This window comes from Bacillus sp. B1-b2, assembly GCF_009183415.1.
Taxonomy (GTDB): Bacteria; Bacillota; Bacilli; order Bacillales; family Cytobacillaceae; genus Niallia.
Window position 1 is genome coordinate 71,395 of record NZ_WEHU01000016.1, and the last position, 20,629, is coordinate 92,023.

Here is a 20,629-nt window from a genome sequence, read left to right on the forward strand (position 1 = left end):
TCACTTTCCACGGGGTTCATCTGCGAGTGCCAAAGCAGTAAAGCCCCATGGAAAGCGAACCACTGTAACGAAAATCATCTACCTACTCAAAGATGGTTAAATATACTCCTCACAATCTCCTACTACATTATTTAGGACTTTATCGAAAGATTGAGAAAGTCACTATCGACTTTCTCTTTTTCATTCTTATTGTTCAACTTTATAGTAAGGATAGCTTCCTAAGATTTTCACTTCACATCCCAATGCTTCTAATTCTAGAACTGCACCAGGTATAAGAACATCATCCATTTTCTGATCTAAATCAATAAGGAAGAAATAATTCCCAAGGCCTGTTTTAGTTGGCCTAGATTCAATTTTCACTAAATTGAGCTTTCTCCATGCAAATGCCGATAGTACTTGATGTAATGCACCTGATTGATCTGATGGTAAAGTAACCATTAAGCTTGTTTTGTGCCCTGCTAATACACTTTTTGTTACATCATATGTTACTTTTTCTTTCGATAATATGATAAATCTCGTATGATTGTTTATGGAATCATGTATGTTAGTTCTTACTATCGTTAACCCATATTCTTTTGCCGTTAATTCATTCCCTATAGCTACTCCTTGAATTTGTGGGTTTTCTTTTATAAATTTAGCTGCAGCTGCAGTTGATGTCATATTCTCGTATTTGATATTATTTAATTCTGTATGTAGAAATTTATGACATTGAGCGATAGCATGTGAATGACTATACACCATTTCTGCATCTTTCCAGCTTTCTAAATTATTGGGATGTACCATAAGATGTTGTTTAATAGGGACGGTAATCTCCCCTTGTATAGGTAAATTCACTTCATGAATTAAGTAATCTAAGGTTATGTTTACAGATCCTTCTAATGTATTTTCAACTGGAACTAAAGCAACATCTACTTTTCCTTCAATAACTGCATCAAGGCAGTTGGGGATGGTTAGAAATGGAATTGACTCTGCTCCTGGGAATTGATGGTTCACTGCAATATTAGTAAATGTTGCTTTAGGTCCTAAATAGCCAACTTTCAACTGTTTCTCCTCCAAAAACTTTGATTATTCTGATTTTATTCGCCGCAAAAATTTTTTCAGTATTTATATATATAAAAATTATAACGATAAAGAAAAATTTCTTTAATAGATGACCATTTACACTACAAATCCATGCTTTTCACAGAGTTTAGTGTTAAACCTCTATCTACTACTCAATTACTAGTAGAGCCTCCGTCATTAACTTTCTATCATTGTAATAAATGTCCTATAAGTTATTACTCCATACTTATACAAATTATGATAGTTTTTCATATAATGGAAGAGGCTGATTTCCGCTTACTAGGTTAGCTTTCCACGAGGCGAATGCCGTAGAAGTCTCACCACTTTCGCTCCAATCAACCTACAAAATATTCTTTATCCACCAGAGCTTAATACTTCTACTTTTTCTACAAATTCCAGCTTTCTTAGGCTTTCGAGTAGGCTGTCTATGGTGATTTCCATATCTACTGTATTGAGTGACAAAGTTACATTTGCTCTCCCTTGAAGTGGAATGGTTTGATGTATCGTTAATACATTACATCCACCATTTGCAACAACACTGAGAAGCTCGGAAAGTGTCCCTGAACGATCTTCTATATAAAAAAATAGTGTAATAATCCTTTCTTTGACAACGGTGTGAAAAGGAAAGATGGTATCACGGTATTTGTAAAAAGCACTTCTGCTTAAATCTACCTTTTGAACGGCATCATGAACAGATTCAGCTTTCCCTCTCTCTAACAACTCTTTTGCATCCAATGTTTTTCTCATAGCTTCAGGCAAAACATCTTCTCTAACCAGAAAAAATTTGTGATCTTTATTTTGTTGTTTCATATTCTCACCTCTTAAGGCATAAGTGAAACGATTCCCTATGTATGCTTCTTTTATTATGTTACCTTTTTAAAAAAGCAAATACTATTTGCATAAGCATATAGTATTTGCTTTATTTCTATTAGTCAATAAACTCAAACTCATATTCCATAAGCTTAACAATGTCTCCGTCTTTCGCTCCACGTTGACGTAAAGCTTCATCAATACCCATTCCGCGCATTTGACGAGCAAATCTTTGTACAGATTCATCACGAGAGAAATTAGTCATATTAAATAGCTTTTCAATACCCTCACCAGATAGTACAAAGCTGCCATCAGGATCTCTAGTAATATAGAATTGACGTTCGTCTGCTTCATGTTTATAAAGCACACGATGCACTCCTGCCTCTTCTTCTACTTCTTCAAGTGGGAATTCTGGTGTGTGCTCTAGCTTATCAGCAATCGCAAATAATAATTCACGTAAACCAGAACGAGTTATAGCAGAGATAGGGAATATTGGATAATCTTCTTCCAATTTCTCTTTAAAGATATTTAAATTTTCTTCTGCGTCCGGCATATCCATTTTATTGGCTACAATAATTTGAGGTCTTTCTAACAAGCGCATATTATATTCCTGTAACTCTTTATTAATAGTTATATAATCTTCAAAAGGATCTCTTCCTTCTATAGAAGCCATATCAATGACATGAACAATAACCCTTGTACGTTCAATATGACGAAGGAACTGATGACCTAAACCAACACCAGAGTGTGCTCCTTCAATTAATCCTGGAAGATCTGCCATAACAAAGCTTCTGCTATCTTCTGTTTCTACCATTCCTAGATTAGGCGCAATCGTTGTGAAATGGTAATCTGCTATCTTTGGTTTTGCAGCAGAAACTACAGATAATAATGTTGATTTTCCTACACTTGGGAATCCAACTAATCCAACGTCCGCTAGAACTTTTAATTCCAATGTGATGTCACGTTCTATACCTGGTTCACCGTTCTCAGATAGCTCTGGTGCAGGATTGGAAGGACTTGCAAATCTTGAGTTCCCTCTACCTCCACGACCACCTTTTGCAATAACAGCTTGTTGTCCATGCTCTGTAAGATCCGCTATTACTTCGTTCGTATTAGCATCTGAAACAATGGTACCTGGTGGAACTTTTACAATCATGTCTTTAGCATTTCTTCCATGCTGGTTTTTAGACATTCCGTGCTCTCCGCGTGGTGCTTTGAAATGACGTTGATAACGGAAATCCATAAGTGTGCGAAGGCCTTCTTCTACTTCAAAGATTACATCTGCACCTCTCCCACCATCACCGCCTGCTGGTCCACCTTTTGGTACATATTTTTCACGACGAAATGCAACCATTCCATTTCCACCATCGCCGCCTTTAACATAAATCTTGACTTGATCGACAAACATATAACTTCTTCCTCCTATAGCCTACTTCATTCTTCTCTTACACCGTTCTGATGAAAATGTTGGCTACTGATTTCTTCTTGTACTTTAATCACGATGACTCCATTAGAAGCTCAAAAACTAACTCCTGTTCATTCACTTCTAACTGGTCAATCTTTATTTGATTAGAATAAGATTTCTCTAAGAATTCGGTTAAGGAATCTATATTCTCTATTATTCCGCTAAAATCAAAAACAAAACGAATACTATCTAATTTTGAATCGATAGATAGAAACAAATGATTATCAGCAAATGGTTTTACATTTTGGTTTAGTAACTCAAAGAACTTTATTGTCCAATTAGTTAGTGCTGCATCTTCGACTCCCTGACACTTTACCTCTGCCAACACTTCATATTCTACCTGGAAATAATAGTTTTCCCAATTACTCACCAATATTTTCGTTGCAAATTCAGGAATATCTAAATTAGAAAGCTTAGCTTCCTGTTTTGATTCCATTATAATTTCATTAATAATCTCTTTTACTCTATCTGTTTTATTTAAGTCCAAGTTACCTTTTAACAATTGAATTTTATTCAGCCAATCATGCCGTACATGCCTTAAAAACTCTATAGTGTTCCAGTCTTTATTCATTTTTGTACTCCTACAAGGGTTATTAAGTGTCAGAAGACTGCTTTAAGTAAGTATATCAAAAAATGAATCATCAAGTAAAAAATTGTTGTTCTTTTTTAATAATTATTCAGCACTTAGACAAAAAGCAACAAAAGTTAACATATCCCTCTACACCGACTTATTGCTATTTTGTCTAAGTGTTGAAACAAGGATGTAGGCGCTAAACAAATAAAATAAAGGTAAGCAATGATGGCTTGCAAATAAATAGGCTGGCCCAATTCTAGAGCCAGCCTATCTACTATTTATCTTATGCTTCTTGTGCTACTGGGTATACGCTAACTTGTTTGCGATCACGACCAAGACGCTCAAATTTAACGATTCCGTCAACTTTTGCGTATAGTGTATCATCGCCTCCACGACCAACGTTTACTCCTGGATAGATTTTTGTACCGCGTTGACGGTAAAGAATGCTTCCACCAGTTACTAATTGACCATCTGCACGTTTAGCTCCTAAACGTTTAGAAATGGAGTCACGTCCGTTCTTAGTAGAACCTACCCCTTTTTTAGATGCAAAAAACTGAAGATCTAATCTTAACATTTCGTTCCACCTCCTATTTAATTATAAGTGATAGCCACGTATTTTCCATAGTCTCTTTCAATTGTTTCTAGTGAAACAACCATCCCTTCCAGTAGAAGTTGGATTTTCTCTCTTGTCTCTTTCGGAATATTCTCCGGAATCGTACACTTAAGATATCCTCCATCTTTACCTTGCTTAATACTCGGTGTGATACCAGTAAGTGAGATAACAGCATTTATGCTTCCAAAGGAAACGGCTGTAACACCTGCACAAACGATATCATCGCCTCTATTAGCAAATAAGGCATGACCACTAATGGTGAAAGAGTCGATAAGACCTGTGTCTGATTTGTTAATCGTAATATCAATCATCTAAGGACAACCTTAAGCGTTGATTTTTTCGATAACAACTTTAGTGTAAGGTTGACGATGACCTTGTTTTTTATGATAATTTTTCTTCGCTTTGTATTTGAAAACGATGATTTTCTTTTGACGGCCTTGTTTTTCAACTTTAGCTGTAACAGTAGCTCCTTCAACAACAGGGCTTCCTACTTTTACATTTTCTCCGCCAACAAATAGAACTTTGTCAAAAGTAACAGTGTCACCAGCTTCACCGTTTAATTTCTCGATGTAGATAGCTTGACCTTCTTCAACTTTGATTTGTTTTCCACCTGTTTCAATAATTGCGTACATTCAACTGCACCTCCTTATTAGACTAAGACTCGCCAATGACAGGCGCTTTGCATATGCAAAAACTTATGTACCTGTTATGTGCGGTTGTAGAGCACGGGTGCTACAAACAACATTAAAATACTAACATGTTTCAAAACTACTGTCAATTATAATATTTATTAGATAAATTGTTTGAACGTAAGCTTTCCATATTTAATACGTTCCTACATACCTTATTTCATAAAAAGGTTTTGGAGCATGTACTTCGTTAAAAAGAATAGAGTACCCTAATACTTCTTGCAGCCTTTGTTGATGCATTTGCTCTCTTCCACAAAATATAGCTATAACATCTGGGGTGGCGGAAATTTCTATTTGTTCTATATCTTGATTTCGATATTCCCATAATTCTCTTTCTAGTTTAAAAGCAATGCTTTCCGAACTTTTCACAAGGCCTGTTCCCTCACAAGTAGGGCACTTGCAATATATCGTCTCAGAAAGAGAATTCACTGTTTTTTTTCTTGTAATTTCCAGAATGCCTAATGAAGTAAAGTTTAAAACCTTTGTCTGTCTTTCCTCTTTCTGTAGTTCCTTTCTCATGAGTTCCTTTATGATTTTTTGTTCCTCTTGATTCATATCAATAAAATCAATTAAGATCATTCCTGAAATATCTCTTAACCTAATCTGTCTAGCCACTTCCATAGCCGCTAGCTCATTTGTTTGCAACACCGTTTGTTCTAACCGATTTTTTCCTTCAAACTTTCCTGTATTCACATCAATAATCATAGCACCTTCTGCTTGATCAAAAATTAGATATGCGCCATTTTTTAACCATACGATTCTTTTTAACGCTTTTTCTACTTCTCCTTCCATCTGATAGGCGGAGAATATATCTTCTGATCCTTGATGGAGGCTAATTGCTAATTGTGGATATTTCAACTGCACTTCCTTTTGAACAGAAGATTGATCTACCACTATTTGTCCTGCTTCTAAATGATCTAGAACTTTATGTAATTCTTTTAAAAACTCATCATTTTCTTTAATAAGCATTATCTTTTTTTGTAATAGCTTCTTTTGCAATTCTGCAAATTCCGTCCTTACTATCTCTAAATCTATTGCTAATTCTTCTTTTGAACAGGTTGCTGCAGAAGTTCGAAAAATGATGCCTTCTTCCTCTTTTTTTAACTGCTGACCAATTTGTCTTATATCATTCTGTGTTTGTGCCTCTAATTTCTTTGAGACAGCCATATATCTTCCGTATGGCATATAAACAAGATGCTTACCTGCTAATTCAATAATGCCCGTTAGTTTCGGTCCTTTTGTGGCAGTAGCATCCTTTACTACTTGCACCATTATTCTTTCCCCTTGTTTAATGTAACTTGATACACTTTTCATTCTCTTATTCTCTATCGATGCATGATCTGTTACGAAAGAAGCTAGTTTTTCTTTCTGTAAGTAAGCTCCTTTTCCTTCCCCAATTTCAACAAAAACCGCATTCATGCCAGGAATGACCTTTGTTACTTGTCCAATATAAACATTTCCCACAATTGATTTACTTTGGGGTTGTTCAATATGTATCTTTTCCACCGTTTGATCTATTAAATAGGCAAATCTTTTTTCTCTTGTTCTTGTACTAACAATTACTTTTTTCACTAGTTAACATCCTTTTATTTTCTTGAATTATGTAAAATATCTATAAGAAATGCTTAAAGCAGGACTTTCACAAATCTATATTACTAAAAGTATACATTTGTGTGATCACACTGACAAATAGTTCAATAAGCAAGACCTTTAGAATGTATAACAGTATCATCGCACTTTTAAAAGGATATGCCTAAATGGTCATATCCTAACTATGTATTAAACATATGAAATGATGTCTTTTATTGTTGCAGATACTTTCTTTTCCTTAAAATAGGCATGTAAAAGCTCATTTTCATCCATGATACGCTTTTCTAATCCTTTTTTCTGAACAATTATTGGATGTTTACAGCCTCTTCGGAATTTTTCTAATACAGAAAGGATAGGTTCTTCTTCGTTTACTTCAATGGGCAATAGCTTTCGAAGCTCATTTGTTTTTCCGTAATATCTCTCTAATAAGAATCTCATAAATATATATCTTCTTTGTTTCCACTCATAATAGAGGGAGAATAATAAAAAACTAATTACAATCCAAGCATTAAGATTGGAAGGCATCATGACTAGCACAACAACCATAAAAAAAAGAACACTGAATAAAGAAAGAAATAAAGTATAAACATGTGATTTAGGAAATGATTTAATTAAGGAAAAAAGAAGAAAAATGATCTTTCCACCATCAAGTGGCCAAATAGGAAGTAGATTAAAGAGAAATATCATTCCATTAAACTGGATAAATGTTTGGAATAGAGAATCTGTTAATATATTATGCTCATACAAAAAGACACCTATCCCAATGAGCCAAAGATGTTGAAGAGGACCCGAAATAGTAACAATCGCTTCTTCTATTAAGGGTCTGTTTCCATGCTCATCCATCTCTGCCACTCCACCAAAAGGCAAAAGAGATATCTTTTTAATTCTCCATGAAAAAAATGATGCAGCCATCGCGTGTCCTAGCTCATGAATGAGAATAATCATAAATAGCATACAAAGTTCATAAAAATGGGCAGTCATTACACCTATAGCAATAACAACCCATAGTAATGGATGAATGTGAATCTGTTTAAAAACGCGAAGAAACCTATTCAATATCAATCACCTGAAGTGGATCAATAAAATCATTGTTTTCCTTTATAGCAAAATAGAATAATCCAAGTGTTCCATCACTATCATAATTAGCAGCACTTCCCACTTTTGTACCTTTTTCAATCAACTCATATAATTTCACATCTACCTCTTCTAAATTGCCATACCACGATTCGCTGTTGTCACTATGCTGAATTACCACCGTTTTACCAAATCCCTCCTTATTGCCAATAAAGGTAATTTGTCCTTCGTTAAATGCCTGCACCGTAGTATCTGTGCCTGTTTCTATGGCTATTCTCTGTCTGTTCTGATTAAATTCTTCTAATACTTTCCCTGTAGCTGATAAAGCATATTGCTGTAATTGATCGGATTCATCAGCTGTTTTCTCTTGTTCTGGCAAAAAAGCTAGTGGTTTCCCAAAGGTATTTTCATACCAATCAGCAACTACCATAAAATTAAATTCTTCTGACATTGCTTGTCTAATCGTACTTTCTACTTTCACAAGCTTTTCTGATGGGTGATTCATAAGGATGGCAACGGCTAAATATAAAACAGCTGCACCTAATATTTTTAACATAAATAGTTCTTTTCGAAACAATGGGTGAACTTTTTTCGAATGATTGTCTCCTTTTATAGGTACAGGATAATCATAAATGGCATCATTACGACTTATATCATCATCTTCCCAAAGAATTCTACTATCAATATTCTTTTCCATTCGCATTCTTTCTTTTCTTCTTTTTTCCATCTTTTTTCTAATATCATCCGAACGTGACCCCATGTTACTCCTCTCCCTTAAGTAGTACTTGTCCTCTTTACTCCCATATGTATGTTCAAAAAAGAAAAAGTATGACTTATTTCAGCAATTACGTTCTTTTTTAAGCTATTAGAATTCTTGAATGGTTTTCTTGTATATGCACTACCTCTTTAAGAGAAAATTTTAACTTAGGCGTAAAAAAAAGAAAGGGTTTTCATAAATAATCAAGAATCCTTTATTGTCTGAGATTTTTACTTAGATTAGAAAGAGGAAAGGAGTAGAAGTTATACGACCAAAAAAAGTAAGAGAGGGGAAATGTTGTGTGATAAAGAAAAGATTTATTATTACTGCTTTAGTAACTTTTTTGTTTTGTAGTAATTTCGCAACATCTGCATCAGCCAGCTTTTGGAACTTAACAGGAGATACGGAAATTCATGATCCTTCCATCATAAAGGAAGGTAATACTTGGTATACTTTTGGGACTGGTATTGGAAATGGAATAAGAGTATTGCGCTCTGATAACGGAAGTAACTGGTACCCAACTCCTGTTATCTTCCCTAGTCCCTTATCTTGGTGGAAGACATACGTACCAAACCATACGACACATCAGTGGGCACCTGATATTAGTTATTACAATGGAAGGTATTGGCTTTACTATTCTGTTTCCTCTTTTGGATCGAACACATCATTAATTGGATTATTGTCCACAGCTAGTATTTCATCAGGCAATTGGCGGGATGATGGATTAGTAGTAAGAACCACTTCAGCAAACAATTATAATGCGATTGATGGAGATTTGGTAGTAGATAAAGATGGAAATCCTTGGTTATCGTATGGTTCTTTTTGGAGCGGCATTAAATTAACTCGGTTAGATAAAAATACAATGAAACCAACAGGACAAACCTATTCTCTAGCATCTAGACCTAATAATAACGGAGCTGTTGAAGCCCCTCATATTACGTATAGAAACGGATACTATTACTTATTTGTTTCCTTTGATAACTGCTGTCAAGGAGTGAATAGTACGTATAAAATGGCTGTAGGAAGATCGACTAGTATTACTGGACCATATTATGATAAAAACGGTGTTAATATGTTAAATGGTGGCGGAACAATCTTTGATGCAGGCAACAGTCAATGGAAAGGCCCTGGACATTCTGATATATATAACAACAATGTTATTGTAAGACACTCCTATGATACATTAAATAACGGAAGACCAACTATGTTAATAAATGATCTTTATTGGGACTCAGCAGGATGGCCAACCTACTAGACTAAATAAAGTATCCACATAGAAAAAGGTATACTTTCGATTCGAATCAATGATTCTTCGAGAGTATACCTTTTTTAGCTTCTTACTATGTAAAATATAAGTTTTCAGTGGTGTTATTTAGCACCAAAAAATGTCTTAATCTTAGCAAATACACCTTTGGATTCTTCTTCAAGATGCTGTAAAGGTACTGTTTCACCTAAAATTCTTCTTGCAATGTTTCGGTACGCAATAGCTGATTTACTATTTGGATTTAATGCAATCGGCTCTCCATTATTAGAAGCCTTAATAACTGCATCATCATCTGCAACAATACCTAGTAAATCAATAGATAAGTGACTTGTTACTTCATCTATATCCAACATATCACCATTTTTCACCATATGATTTCTAATACGGTTAATAATTAGCATTGGTCGATCGATTTTTTCTTCTTTCTCTAATAAGCCAATTACTCTGTCAGCATCTCTAACAGAGGATACTTCTGGAGTAGTTACTACTATTGCTCTATCCGCTCCTGCAACTGCATTTTTATATCCTTGTTCAATTCCAGCAGGGCAATCAATAATAATATAATCATAGTCTTGCTTTAAGCGTAGAACAAGCTCTTTCATTTGATTAGGGCGTACTGCTGTTTTATCACTAGTTTGAGCAGCTGGAAGTAAGTATAGTAAATCATCAAACCTCTTATCTTTTACAAGCGCTTGATGTATTTTACATCTTTCTTCTACTACATCTACTAAATCATAAATAATTCTATTTTCTAATCCCATAACAACATCTAAGTTTCGTAAACCAATATCTGTATCAACTAAACACACTTTCTTTCCTTGTAGTGCAAGTGCTGTTCCAATATTAGCAGAAGTCGTCGTTTTTCCGACTCCTCCTTTTCCTGATGTGATAACGATTGCTTCTCCCATCTCAAATTCCTCCTCCCATATTCACCAAGTTAGGGCGCAAATGTGGTAAAACTTGTAATCTATCAATCTTTATCGCTTGATCATTTACATATGCACATTCCATTTCTCTAACTGCCTTTGTTGGTCTGTCCACTAAATCCCTGTCAATGTATTGACTAATTCGAATTTGCGTAGGCTTCATTATAGACGCAGCAACGATGGCTTTCTCATCTCCATTATACCCAGCATGAGCAATCCCCTTCAACTGTCCCATAATATAAATATTGCCACCTGCAATCACTTTACCTCCTGGATTTACATCACCTATTAAGAGTAAATCTCCAGGAACCTCTAGTATTTGTCCAGATCGGACAATACTTGTGATAGATTTTACTTCGTTCTTCTTGAGCCAATTCTCGGCTTCTTTCTTTGTTACTAAATTGCTATTAATATCTTGTACAAATAGATTTTGTTTTTCTTGAATTAAAAGCTTTATTTCCTCTTTTTGCGCTTCTGTCACATATCTATTTCCTAGCTCAACTGTTACTTTAATATCCTTTTTTTCATTATGAAGAGTTGAGCTTTCATTTAATTTCACTTGAATTTCTCTTAATAATTCATCATAGGAACAATAGTCATTTAGATGTAGGCTCAAGCCATTTTTTGTTCCTTTAATTGTTACTAGTTGCCTTTTCTTCATTTCAAGTTGTTCACCTCTGTTAGACAATCTTAAGGAATTCCTGATTTATCAATCATAATTCCTCATATAGAATAAAAATTTGCTTATTAAATGACTTATCCTAATCGGAAAATAATAGCTTCATTCACTCATATTCTTACTTTTTATTATAGAATGTTTATGCTCAGTAAACAATTCGACAAACACTTAAAAAAATCCTTTTTCATGCAAAATAGATTTACAAAAAAGGATTACAATCATATAACCGTTATTTATGGATCAAATGATTCGTTTACTAAATATCTCTGGAAAGTTTATCCAAAAACGGATTCGTACAGGCTCTTTCATATGACCTTCAGCCTGTACAAAGGTATAGCCCTACTCATGGAGATTTAATCACGAACAATTTGCGCATATTTTTCAAAAAATCGTTTATATGGGTAGGCAACAATGATGGTAAAGACCAGATTTAATACAAGCGTTGGAATTAATCTTAAATGCAAAAAGCTTGAAAAATCCATCGTTGTCAAATTAATTACTAATATAATTTGATACACAATCAATTCAATGGAAGTAACACCTAGTAAACTTACAACAGAAACAACAAAAATATTGTTATGAAATGCTTTCATAATTTTATTACATACATAAATGATACATGGAAAAGTAAAAAAATAAATTCCTAATATTTCAGTATAAACAATATCAAACAAAATTCCAAATACGAAGCCATAAATAATAGCAATATTTCTACTACCGTAAATAGAAAAGAATAGAATAGTGATAAATAAAAAGTATGGAACAATGATCCAGTTGTTTTCGTGAAAACTTCCAGGCAGTACTTCTAGAAAAACACTTTCTAGAATAAACATGAATGATATTAGGCAACCGACTAGAAATTTCCTCATTCTTCTTCCTCATCGATTGTAATTGCTTCTCGTTCTACTACCATTACATGTTCTATATCATATAAATCTGCCGCTGGTTTAATATACACTTTCTTTTGTAGTCCATTTTCATCTGGTTCCACTTTTTCTACAGTACCAATTGCTAAGCTTTTCGGGAACACTCCACCTTTACCTGAAGTGATTACTAATTGCCCTTTTTCTACTTTTAAACCATTAGGAACCTCTTCCCATGTCATAATAAGCTGCTTGGACTCTTTATCATAATCAGCAATAATCCCAAATACTTCTGAAGTCTGTTCACTATTGGTATTGGTATCTGTTTGTCCTTCTGCTTGTCCCTCTGGTGCCACTTCTGCTTCAATAAAGGCAGAAATACGATTTGTTGGGTTTTCTGAGCTTAAAAGCTGTACAGTTGCAGTGTTAGGAGCAACAGATTTCACTTTCCCTATTAAGCCTGCATAGGTAATGACAGCCATATTCTTTTTAACCCCATCTTTTTCGCCTCTATTAATCGTCACTAATTCATTCCATTGAGAAGGGTTTCGACGAATTACCGTCGCTTTCATTAAATCAAAATCACTCAAAGAGGATTTTTCATCTAGAGTTGCTTGAAGTTCCTCATTATCTTTTTGTAAAACTTGTACTTGGTACTTCAATTGTGCATTCTCTTCTAATTTTGCTTTTAACTCTTTGTTCTCTTTGTATGTATTTTGCAAGTCTCTAACATTATCAACAAAACCCACCACATAATGGGCAGGTCTTGAGAAAAGGGTTTGCACCAAGCCGGTAGTATCTTTTACAAACTTCTCCGGCCAGGTTAGGCTGCTACGCCCACTTAAGGAAAACCCTATCAATGCCACGAGAATAATAATGCTAACAAGCAAAATAATCAAGCGTTTATTCATAAAGAACTGTGGCATGATTTTACACCTCTAACAGATATTATCGTGAATCTTTCGCTTTATTCTTAAATAAGTGAATATGATCTAAAGCTTTTCCTGTTCCTAACGCTACGCAGTCTAATGGTTCTTCTGCAATAACTACTGGCATTTTTGTTTCATCACTAATAATTTTATCTAAATTACGAAGCAATGCGCCACCACCAGTTAAGACAATTCCTCTATCCATGATATCTGCTGCTAATTCAGGAGGAGTTTTCTCTAATGTTACTTTAACAGCATCTACAATAGCAGAAACTGTATCTCTTAATGCTTTAGCAATCTCATCTGCTGTAATTTTAATTGTTTTCGGAAGTCCTGTTAGTAAATCACGACCACGGATATCCATGTTCTCAATTTCTTCTGGGTTGCCTGCACTTCCAATTTCCATTTTAATGCTTTCAGATGTTCTTTCCCCTATCATTAAATTATATGTTTTACGAATATAGTTAACGATAGCATCGTCCATTTCATCTCCAGCGATACGAATGGATTGACTTGTAACAATTCCACCTAATGAAATGATAGCTACTTCTGTTGTACCTCCACCAATATCTACAACCATACTACCTGTTGGTTCCCATACTGGAAGATTGGCACCAATCGCAGCAGCAAACGGTTCTTCAATTGTATAAGCATCTCTTGCACCAGCTTGACGTGTTGCATCAATAACTGCTCTTTCTTCAACTGCTGTAATACCTGAAGGCACACAAACCATTACATATGGTTTACCGGAGAAGTATCCTTTATTTCTTGTTGCTTGTTTAATATAATATTTCATCATCGTTGCAGTTGTTTCATAATCAGCAATAACGCCATCTTTCATCGGACGAAGCGCCACTACATTTCCAGGAGTTCTCCCGATCATATTCTTTGCATCATTACCAACCGCTACGATGGATTTTGTATCTGTTTGTAACGCTACTACAGAGGGCTCTCTTAAAACAATTCCTTTACCCTTTACGTAAACTAGCGTATTAGCTGTTCCTAAATCAATTCCAAGATCTCTTGTTCCTAAACCAAACATAAATGTATCTCCCTTTCTGAAACTAAATACTATTTAAAAGTAGGTAGATTAGTTTTTTCCTCTTTTTTTCTTTTATATATACCTATATTTTGTCAACATTAGACATTATTAGCCAAAAAATCATAAATTATATTATAGCTTATATTACATAAAAAGAACAGTATCATATATAGCCCTTTTCCTTTAAGCTGACAAATTTATTTTCCCCAATAATAATATGATCTAGCATATCTATGCCGATTATTTTTCCACATTCCAGTAGTCTTTTTGTTACTTCAATATCTTCTCTACTTGGAGTAGGGTCTCCTGACGGGTGATTGTGAAGACAAATAATAGAAGCAGCTGATCTCCTAAAGGCTTCTTTAAATACCTCTCTAGGATGTACGATGCTTGCATTCAAGCTTCCAATAAATACCACCTGCTTATGCATCACCTGATTCTTCGTGTTTAAGTATAAACAAACAAAATGCTCTTGTGTTAAAAACCTCATTTCATTCATCATATAATTTGCTGCATCATCAGGAGATTTTATACAATACCTATCTCTATATTGTAGATTGGAAACTCTTCTGCCAAGTTCAATTGCTGCCAGCAACTGAATAGCCTTTGCAGTTCCAATCCCTTTAATAGATTTTAATTCATCAAGACTTGCATCTTTTAAAAGACGTAATCCATCAAAATGGATTAACAGTTTATTTGCGAGTGCTAATACTGATTCACTTTTTGAACCTGTTTGAATTAATAAGGCAATTAATTCATGATTGGCTAAACTTTCCGCACCCTGATTAACAAAGCGCTCTCTCGGACGTTCATCATGCGGAAAATCTCTCATTAACATGTTATCCATTTCTTTTTCCTCCCCTATTAAAATAAATAGGAAGAAACAAGATGGGGAAATACATGCATTAAGTAGGCAAGATAAAACCTTGTGCCTTTAATTCACGTACTGTTCGAGAAATTGGAAGTCCAACAACTGTGAAATAATCTCCATGTATTTCTTTCACTAATATTCTGCCTACTCCTTGAATTCCATACGCACCAGCCTTATCAAAAGGTTCCCCGGTGTCTAAGTAGCTGTTGATTTCTTCATCTGTTAATTCCCAAAAAAGTACGTCTGTTTTCTCAAAAAACGTAGAGCATTGACCATCTGCCACGATAGCAACACCCGTATATACAGAATGGCTAGTACCAGACAACTGTCTTATCATTTGAAATGCCTCTTCTCTTGAAGAAGGCTTGCCTAATATGGCTTCATTGGAATAAACAATAGTGTCTGCTCCAAGAATAAATTCTGTTGGTTTGTTAAGATTAACTGCTTGAGCCTTTCTCTTCGCTAAATCCATCACTACTTCTTCTGGAGATAGACTTTCAAGAAATGTTTCTTCTACATTACTAGTTCTTACTTCAAATGGTATTTGGAGATCTTCAAGGAGCTCTTTTCGTCGTGGAGAGGAAGAGGCTAATATGAGGGTTTGCTTTACCATGTTTACACCTACCTACTTAATTTCATATTGAGAGATACAAATTAATCCTACCAAAGATTACACAGATAAACAATTTAGAACAAAAAATTTTCATTAAAAGGTAAATAAACTGTAATATGACGTAATTTGTAGAAATATATCGAATAGTTTTATAGCAAAAAAAATTAATGAAGTAAAAAACTTCATCAATTTAGAGATTTTCGAAAATAATCATATATTTTTTAGTAGATTGTCTTCATCGAAAATCATTTTGAAGTACAACTGACCAAAGCTAATAGATAGAAATTAGCTATTACGAAATTATTTTTATTTCTCCAAAGTTAAGGAATGATTTCTATTCTATTAATAGACGAGCCTACTGGAGAAAAAGTTTCATTATAAACTATTATATCCTGCTAAATATGCTAATAAGTGCTTTTGAATAGCTTGTATATCGTTTGCGTTACTATTTGCCGTTAATGTTGCTGAAAGAGTGGATGCTTGAAACAATTCATTTGCCATGTTTTTTACTTTTTCATTTGGAAAAGAAGCAATCATTTTCTCAGTCAGTGTTGCATTAAGCTCTTCTACTTGTTTTACGGCAGTTTCTGAAGCATTTTTACTAAATTGTACCTCTGTAGCTAAAGTTAATGTAGCTTGGAAAAGGTTAGTAGATCCTTCTATAAATGCTTTTTCTGCTTCTGTTACATTATTCACTTCTCCACTAGCAAATACCATCTCTTTTGCGTAACTTTTATCTATTTGAGACTGCCAAGTTTTAGCATCGGTTAAATTACTTGCTATGCCTAATAGTACTACATAGTTTTCTCCTGTCTTGACAATTTCACTACTAATGTTTGCAGCCGTTAATTCTTGCTGATCCTGTTTTGCTTTTTCTTCGGTTGAAAAAATGTTATGTTGAAGAATAAACGTCTTAATTTCTTTCTTAGCAGCTGTACTTGTGCCTTTTGCTTGTTCCGAGTTAGAGCCAGTAGTTGTCCCTGTAGTAGAATGATTTGCTACTACCTGCTCTGAATTTACCATTTTAAGCAATATAAACCCAAAGCTTGTCCCAAGAACGATTGCAAAAAAAACAGCAAAGAAAATAGATGCTACCATTCCTTTTGGTACACTCTTATTACTCTCTTTATTTTCTTTTGTTTTAGCTTTCTTTCCAAAAGGAGATTTACTTTTATTTGGAGGAAAGGTATGAAAGGAGATAGATTTTTTTTCTGAATCTATCGGTTCTTCATTACTAGGCAGAATCCAGTCAAAACTCTCATCCTCTAGTGAAGATTCGCTACCAGCTGCTGTTTCTTCCTTATAAAAACTTCTATTTTCCGTTGTTTTTTTTGGATGGAGGATGGTAGACTCTTTTGCTTCTTCCTTCTCTTCTAATTCCTTATTCTGGAATGGACGGTCTTTTCCGTTGATTTTAATCGTTATGGTTTTGCGATTCTCCGGTTTTTCATTCACTCGTCCTACCCCCAATTTCTATTGTTTTGTCTATCCTATCATATTCAAAAAAAAAAATAACAAGACTTTTGTCGTCTTGTTATAGAATGATTTCGTCAAATTTAGTTTTAGTTAGACACAATCTGAGTCGGAGTTAAATCTTTATATTGTATGGCTTGTTCTGCACCATTTTCATCTGTACAAAGCTTTCTCTCCGACCCCTTTAGACAAACGGCAATAGCAACGTTATTCTGAATAGTAACATAGCTATTTTCTGATGGAGTTAGTTCCTCATCTGTGTCAGGATCACTAAATGTTCCCAAATAGCCACTTTCGACAAGTTCTAGATAGGTTATTCTTTCTTTTGCTCCATTCCCACTAGTAGTTGCCTCTTTAATATAGAAATCAGTAGCTTCCTTCATATTCCAAGCATTAGCAACAAACGCTCGATCTCGCATATCATTAATAACCTTAAGCACAGAAGGAATAGCTATTGCAGCAATGATTCCAAGAATAACAATAACTGCAAGCAACTCCATTAAGGTTAACCCTCTATTATTTAGTCTAGTTTTCAGCATTTGCTAGACCTACTTTCCTACGGTTGTTCTTCTTCTTTCTTTTCAAGCGTCCCAGTATCAAATGGATTTTTTCTATCCGATACTTCTGGTGTTTCTAATGGAGGCAAATCTCCTATTAAATCATTTAGTGTTGGATAATAGTAAATAGATAAAGATACATCAAAGTCTATTACTTGGTCACTATCGTCTACATTTGTAATTTCTTTCGGACCTGTCAAATTAAACGTATCTATTGTCATAATTCGATCTGATGACCCAAGCTTTTCAAGAAATTTTTCTAATTCGAAATAGTTGTTAGCTTCTCCTACAATAGAAATCTTCGTTTGATGAATACCACTTGGTAATACAACTTCTTCTGTTGCTTCCTCTTCTGTGTCATTTCCACTATCCTGCTTATTAGCATCCTCTATTGCCTTATCAGCAGTTGTTAACTCTTCGTCTGATACTGCTTCATCAGCATCTGTACCATTAATAGTTATTTCGATAATATTAGTGCCTGAGATAATTTCTGCTTTTTCTATTTCCAATAGAGCTTGATCTAATAGACGTTTAACAGGGACTTTTTTCTGTAATGCAACGGTATTAGTACTAGTCTTTGACCCAGTAGAGTCTATTTTAGATTCTAAGATTTTCACTTGCTGTTCTGCCATATCTAGCTCTGTTTTTTTCTGATCTACTTGATTATATAATGGCATTAAATAGAGATAGTAACTAAAGACTCCTACGAGCAATAAAAGAATAATACTTATGAATATAAACAGAAATGGTTTATTAACATTTAATCTCATGGGGAATCCTCCCCTTCTTCTTCAGCTTGTTTCTCTTTCATCTCTGCTTGAAATCTCGCTTTATTAATAACAAACGCATAGTTAGCGAAATAGCGGGGCTCTATATCTGCTTTCTTTAGAGAATCAATTGCTTCATCCATTCGCTCACTAACTTGATCTTCCAATACATCAGTAGATTTTGCCTCTGTTAAAACAGCTTCCTCTACCCAGTCTATTTCTTGTATAGAGTTAAGGTAATAAGCAGCATCTGCCTTTGTATCAAATTGAACAATAACATTAACGACTAGGCCGTCAGATAAGCTTAACTCTTGAATAAATCCTCGATCGGGAAGATTTTTTGTTAAGCCCTGTAGCAATACAACATAATCTAATGATTGACTATCAGCCCATTCTATGGCTATTTCTAAATCCTTTACAGAGCTAGAATCATTATAACTCGTAAGATTTTGAGTATACGTATTCACAAGATTAGTCGTGGATTCTAATGTACTCTCTGTAGCCTTTAGTTCTGTTTTCTTAGAAGTATACTGCCAGATAAATAATCCTGCTAATAATAACGTTAAGAATAAAACCACAAGTATCCATACTATTTTCGATTTTCTTTTTGGCTCTTTTTTAGGAAGGAGGTTTATTTCTACTAACATATCTACACCTCTTTTAATCCTAGACCAATATTAAGAAGTAAACTTGATGGAATAGGCTCATTATTTGCTGTTTGATTCACTTTCATTTCTTGCACAGAAACCTCAAAACGATCTTTCATATGTTCTACAATGGAAGGAAGCCATGGATGGTCTCCTGCTACTACTAACTTTGTTACTTGTTTATTGCCTTTATTTAAGGTATATCGATAAAAGCTCATTACTTTTTCTAGCTCTTTATAAATATCTTCTAAGCTATCCCAAACCTCTGCTTTATCACCTGTAAAGGTTAAATATTCTCTTTCAGTCGCTTCATCTGTTGAAATAGTCCAGTTTTGCTCATCTACTTCCATCATTAGATGTCTCATTAATAATGGATAATGTTCTTCAAAGATGCTGGCATTTACTGTTTTTGTATCTATTTCTACTAGCATAACTGGTTCGGTGTTTTCTACTGCATTTTGGTGGTAGTAATAGCGATATAATGCTAGTGCTGAGATATCTGCTGATACTGGATCTAGTTTTGCTTCATCTAATATATCTGCATATTGGGATACATTACTTTCTGGTGAAGCAAATAAAATGATTTGCTTTTTGTTTTTATCTTTTTCTTTTAATAGAAAATAGTCAAATACAGGATCTTCAAATGGTAAATGGATGGATGTACCGAGTTCCATATATAGGTATCCCTTGATTTCATCTTCGCTCGCATCTTCTGGAATGGAGAGTTTTCGTATGACTATGGATGAATCTGGAACTAGGAAGCGTACTTGTTTTTTGAGAATTTTCCATTCATCTATGCATTCTTCAAGGATCCATGTAAAGTTTTCTAAATCCTGAATGATGCCTTCATGTATTAATCCTGTTGGCAAATAGCGCTCTCCCCAATTTTGGACAGTGCTATCTTGGGAATTTTTTAATTCCGCGTAACGGATAACATGATCTTTTATGGTTAAGTTGACTACTTTCTTTTTGCCAAGGTTTAAATTGAGTGCCATGTTGAAAAAACTCCTTATTCTTTCTGGATGGAGGAAGGGTTGTGTCATTATTTGCATAATTGTCATATGATTCTGAACCATTTCTTCCAAGAAAAGTTCTCATAGAATCTTATAGAATTTTATAGAATCTTATAGAATAGAAATCCAATTAGTATGATGAAATTTCCCCCTCTAATTGAGTAGGTTGATTTGCGCTACAGGGGTTCGCTTTCCACGGGGCGAGCGTCGAGCCGCTTTGGCTGCGCCTGCAGGGTCTCGACTGTCTCGCTAATCCCGTAGGAGTCTCTCCCCTTTCGCTCCAATCAACCTGGGAAATATTTTGTTTATCTACATAATCCTAATTCATTTAGTGTAATTCTATTAAGGCAA

At 34.6% G+C, this 20,629-nt stretch carries 23 protein-coding genes and 1 other annotated feature; of the genes, 1 reads left to right on the plus strand and 22 read right to left on the minus strand.

Annotated features, from left to right (window positions below; translation table 11 throughout):
- Window positions 1–186: 186 nt before the first annotated feature.
- The 10 genes from pheA to F9279_RS15795 all read right to left on the minus strand — a co-directional run bounded on the left by pheA (window position 187) and on the right by F9279_RS15795 (window position 8,637).
- Complete coding sequence (gene pheA, locus F9279_RS15750) at window positions 187–1,041, minus strand: prephenate dehydratase (protein ID WP_152114733.1); 855 nt, start codon at window positions 1,039–1,041, stop codon at window positions 187–189.
- 375 nt (window positions 1,042–1,416) lie between these two features.
- Window positions 1,417–1,872 (minus strand): ACT domain-containing protein, encoded by a 456-nt coding sequence (locus tag F9279_RS15755; RefSeq protein WP_152114735.1) that lies wholly within the window; start codon window positions 1,870–1,872, stop codon window positions 1,417–1,419.
- 118 nt (window positions 1,873–1,990) lie between these two features.
- Entirely contained in the window at window positions 1,991–3,280 is a 1,290-nt protein-coding gene (gene obgE / locus F9279_RS15760; RefSeq protein ID WP_152114736.1) for a GTPase ObgE, read from the minus strand.
- A gap of 88 nt (window positions 3,281–3,368) precedes the next feature.
- Window positions 3,369–3,908: a Spo0B C-terminal domain-containing protein gene (locus F9279_RS15765; RefSeq protein ID WP_152114739.1), complete on the minus strand. Its 540-nt coding sequence runs from the start codon at window positions 3,906–3,908 to the stop codon at window positions 3,369–3,371.
- Between the two features lie 286 nt (window positions 3,909–4,194).
- Window positions 4,195–4,485, minus strand: a complete 291-nt coding sequence (gene rpmA, locus F9279_RS15770; protein WP_141433634.1) for a 50S ribosomal protein L27 — start codon at window positions 4,483–4,485, stop codon at window positions 4,195–4,197.
- Between the two features lie 17 nt (window positions 4,486–4,502).
- Window positions 4,503–4,835 (minus strand): ribosomal-processing cysteine protease Prp, encoded by a 333-nt coding sequence (locus tag F9279_RS15775; RefSeq protein ID WP_152114741.1) that lies wholly within the window; start codon window positions 4,833–4,835, stop codon window positions 4,503–4,505.
- 12 nt (window positions 4,836–4,847) lie between these two features.
- Entirely contained in the window at window positions 4,848–5,156 is a 309-nt protein-coding gene (gene rplU / locus F9279_RS15780; protein WP_016201698.1) for a 50S ribosomal protein L21, read from the minus strand.
- Window positions 5,157–5,171: 15 nt separating this feature from the next.
- Window positions 5,172–5,252: a sequence feature (ribosomal protein L21 leader region), on the minus strand.
- Between the two features lie 96 nt (window positions 5,253–5,348).
- On the minus strand, window positions 5,349–6,785 hold the full coding sequence (locus tag F9279_RS15785; RefSeq protein ID WP_152114745.1) for an Rne/Rng family ribonuclease: 1,437 nt from the start codon (window positions 6,783–6,785) through the stop codon (window positions 5,349–5,351).
- A 207-nt stretch (window positions 6,786–6,992) separates the two neighbouring features.
- On the minus strand, window positions 6,993–7,859 hold the full coding sequence (locus tag F9279_RS15790) for a M50 family metallopeptidase (RefSeq protein WP_152114751.1): 867 nt from the start codon (window positions 7,857–7,859) through the stop codon (window positions 6,993–6,995).
- The gene (locus F9279_RS15795; protein WP_152114752.1) at window positions 7,852–8,637 is read right to left on the minus strand and encodes a M23 family metallopeptidase; all 786 of its coding nucleotides are present in this window, start codon (window positions 8,635–8,637) and stop codon (window positions 7,852–7,854) included. Before F9279_RS15795 ends, F9279_RS15790 begins: the two co-directional genes overlap by 8 nt.
- A gap of 316 nt (window positions 8,638–8,953) precedes the next feature.
- Here F9279_RS15795 and F9279_RS15800 point away from each other — a divergent pair, with 316 nt between their 5' ends.
- The gene (locus tag F9279_RS15800) at window positions 8,954–9,889 is read left to right on the plus strand and encodes a glycoside hydrolase family 43 protein (RefSeq protein WP_226793586.1); all 936 of its coding nucleotides are present in this window, start codon (window positions 8,954–8,956) and stop codon (window positions 9,887–9,889) included.
- A 113-nt stretch (window positions 9,890–10,002) separates the two neighbouring features.
- Here F9279_RS15800 and minD read toward each other — a convergent pair whose 3' ends face one another.
- From minD to pilM, 12 genes are all read right to left on the minus strand, one after another.
- Window positions 10,003–10,806 carry a septum site-determining protein MinD gene (gene minD / locus F9279_RS15805; RefSeq protein WP_152114755.1) on the minus strand — a complete coding sequence of 268 codons (804 nt, stop codon included), beginning with the start codon at window positions 10,804–10,806 and terminating at the stop codon, window positions 10,003–10,005.
- Between the two features lies 1 nt (window position 10,807).
- Window positions 10,808–11,485, minus strand: coding sequence for a septum site-determining protein MinC (gene minC / locus F9279_RS15810; protein ID WP_152114757.1), 678 nt, complete (start codon window positions 11,483–11,485; stop codon window positions 10,808–10,810).
- A gap of 371 nt (window positions 11,486–11,856) precedes the next feature.
- Window positions 11,857–12,372, minus strand: a complete 516-nt coding sequence (gene mreD / locus F9279_RS15815) for a rod shape-determining protein MreD (RefSeq protein WP_152114759.1) — start codon at window positions 12,370–12,372, stop codon at window positions 11,857–11,859.
- On the minus strand, window positions 12,369–13,292 hold the full coding sequence (gene mreC / locus F9279_RS15820) for a rod shape-determining protein MreC (RefSeq protein ID WP_152114761.1): 924 nt from the start codon (window positions 13,290–13,292) through the stop codon (window positions 12,369–12,371). The genes mreD and mreC overlap by 4 nt, the downstream gene beginning before the upstream one ends.
- A 22-nt stretch (window positions 13,293–13,314) precedes the next feature.
- Window positions 13,315–14,337 (minus strand): rod shape-determining protein, encoded by a 1,023-nt coding sequence (locus F9279_RS15825; RefSeq protein ID WP_152114763.1) that lies wholly within the window; start codon window positions 14,335–14,337, stop codon window positions 13,315–13,317.
- 163 nt (window positions 14,338–14,500) lie between these two features.
- Window positions 14,501–15,175 (minus strand): RadC family protein, encoded by a 675-nt coding sequence (gene radC, locus F9279_RS15830; protein WP_319020773.1) that lies wholly within the window; start codon window positions 15,173–15,175, stop codon window positions 14,501–14,503.
- A 67-nt stretch (window positions 15,176–15,242) separates the two neighbouring features.
- Window positions 15,243–15,821, minus strand: coding sequence for a Maf family protein (locus tag F9279_RS15835; protein WP_152114767.1), 579 nt, complete (start codon window positions 15,819–15,821; stop codon window positions 15,243–15,245).
- A gap of 375 nt (window positions 15,822–16,196) precedes the next feature.
- Entirely contained in the window at window positions 16,197–17,276 is a 1,080-nt protein-coding gene (locus tag F9279_RS15840; protein WP_152114769.1) for an SPOR domain-containing protein, read from the minus strand.
- Between the two features lie 107 nt (window positions 17,277–17,383).
- Window positions 17,384–17,833 carry a prepilin-type N-terminal cleavage/methylation domain-containing protein gene (locus F9279_RS15845; protein WP_152114771.1) on the minus strand — a complete coding sequence of 150 codons (450 nt, stop codon included), beginning with the start codon at window positions 17,831–17,833 and terminating at the stop codon, window positions 17,384–17,386.
- 17 nt (window positions 17,834–17,850) lie between these two features.
- The gene (locus tag F9279_RS15850; protein ID WP_152114773.1) at window positions 17,851–18,621 is read right to left on the minus strand and encodes a pilus assembly protein PilO; all 771 of its coding nucleotides are present in this window, start codon (window positions 18,619–18,621) and stop codon (window positions 17,851–17,853) included.
- Window positions 18,618–19,265, minus strand: coding sequence for a fimbrial assembly protein (locus F9279_RS15855; RefSeq protein ID WP_152114775.1), 648 nt, complete (start codon window positions 19,263–19,265; stop codon window positions 18,618–18,620). Before F9279_RS15855 ends, F9279_RS15850 begins: the two co-directional genes overlap by 4 nt.
- Before the next feature lie 2 nt (window positions 19,266–19,267).
- Entirely contained in the window at window positions 19,268–20,260 is a 993-nt protein-coding gene (pilM, locus tag F9279_RS15860; RefSeq protein ID WP_152114777.1) for a type IV pilus biogenesis protein PilM, read from the minus strand.
- Window positions 20,261–20,629: the final 369 nt, after the last annotated feature.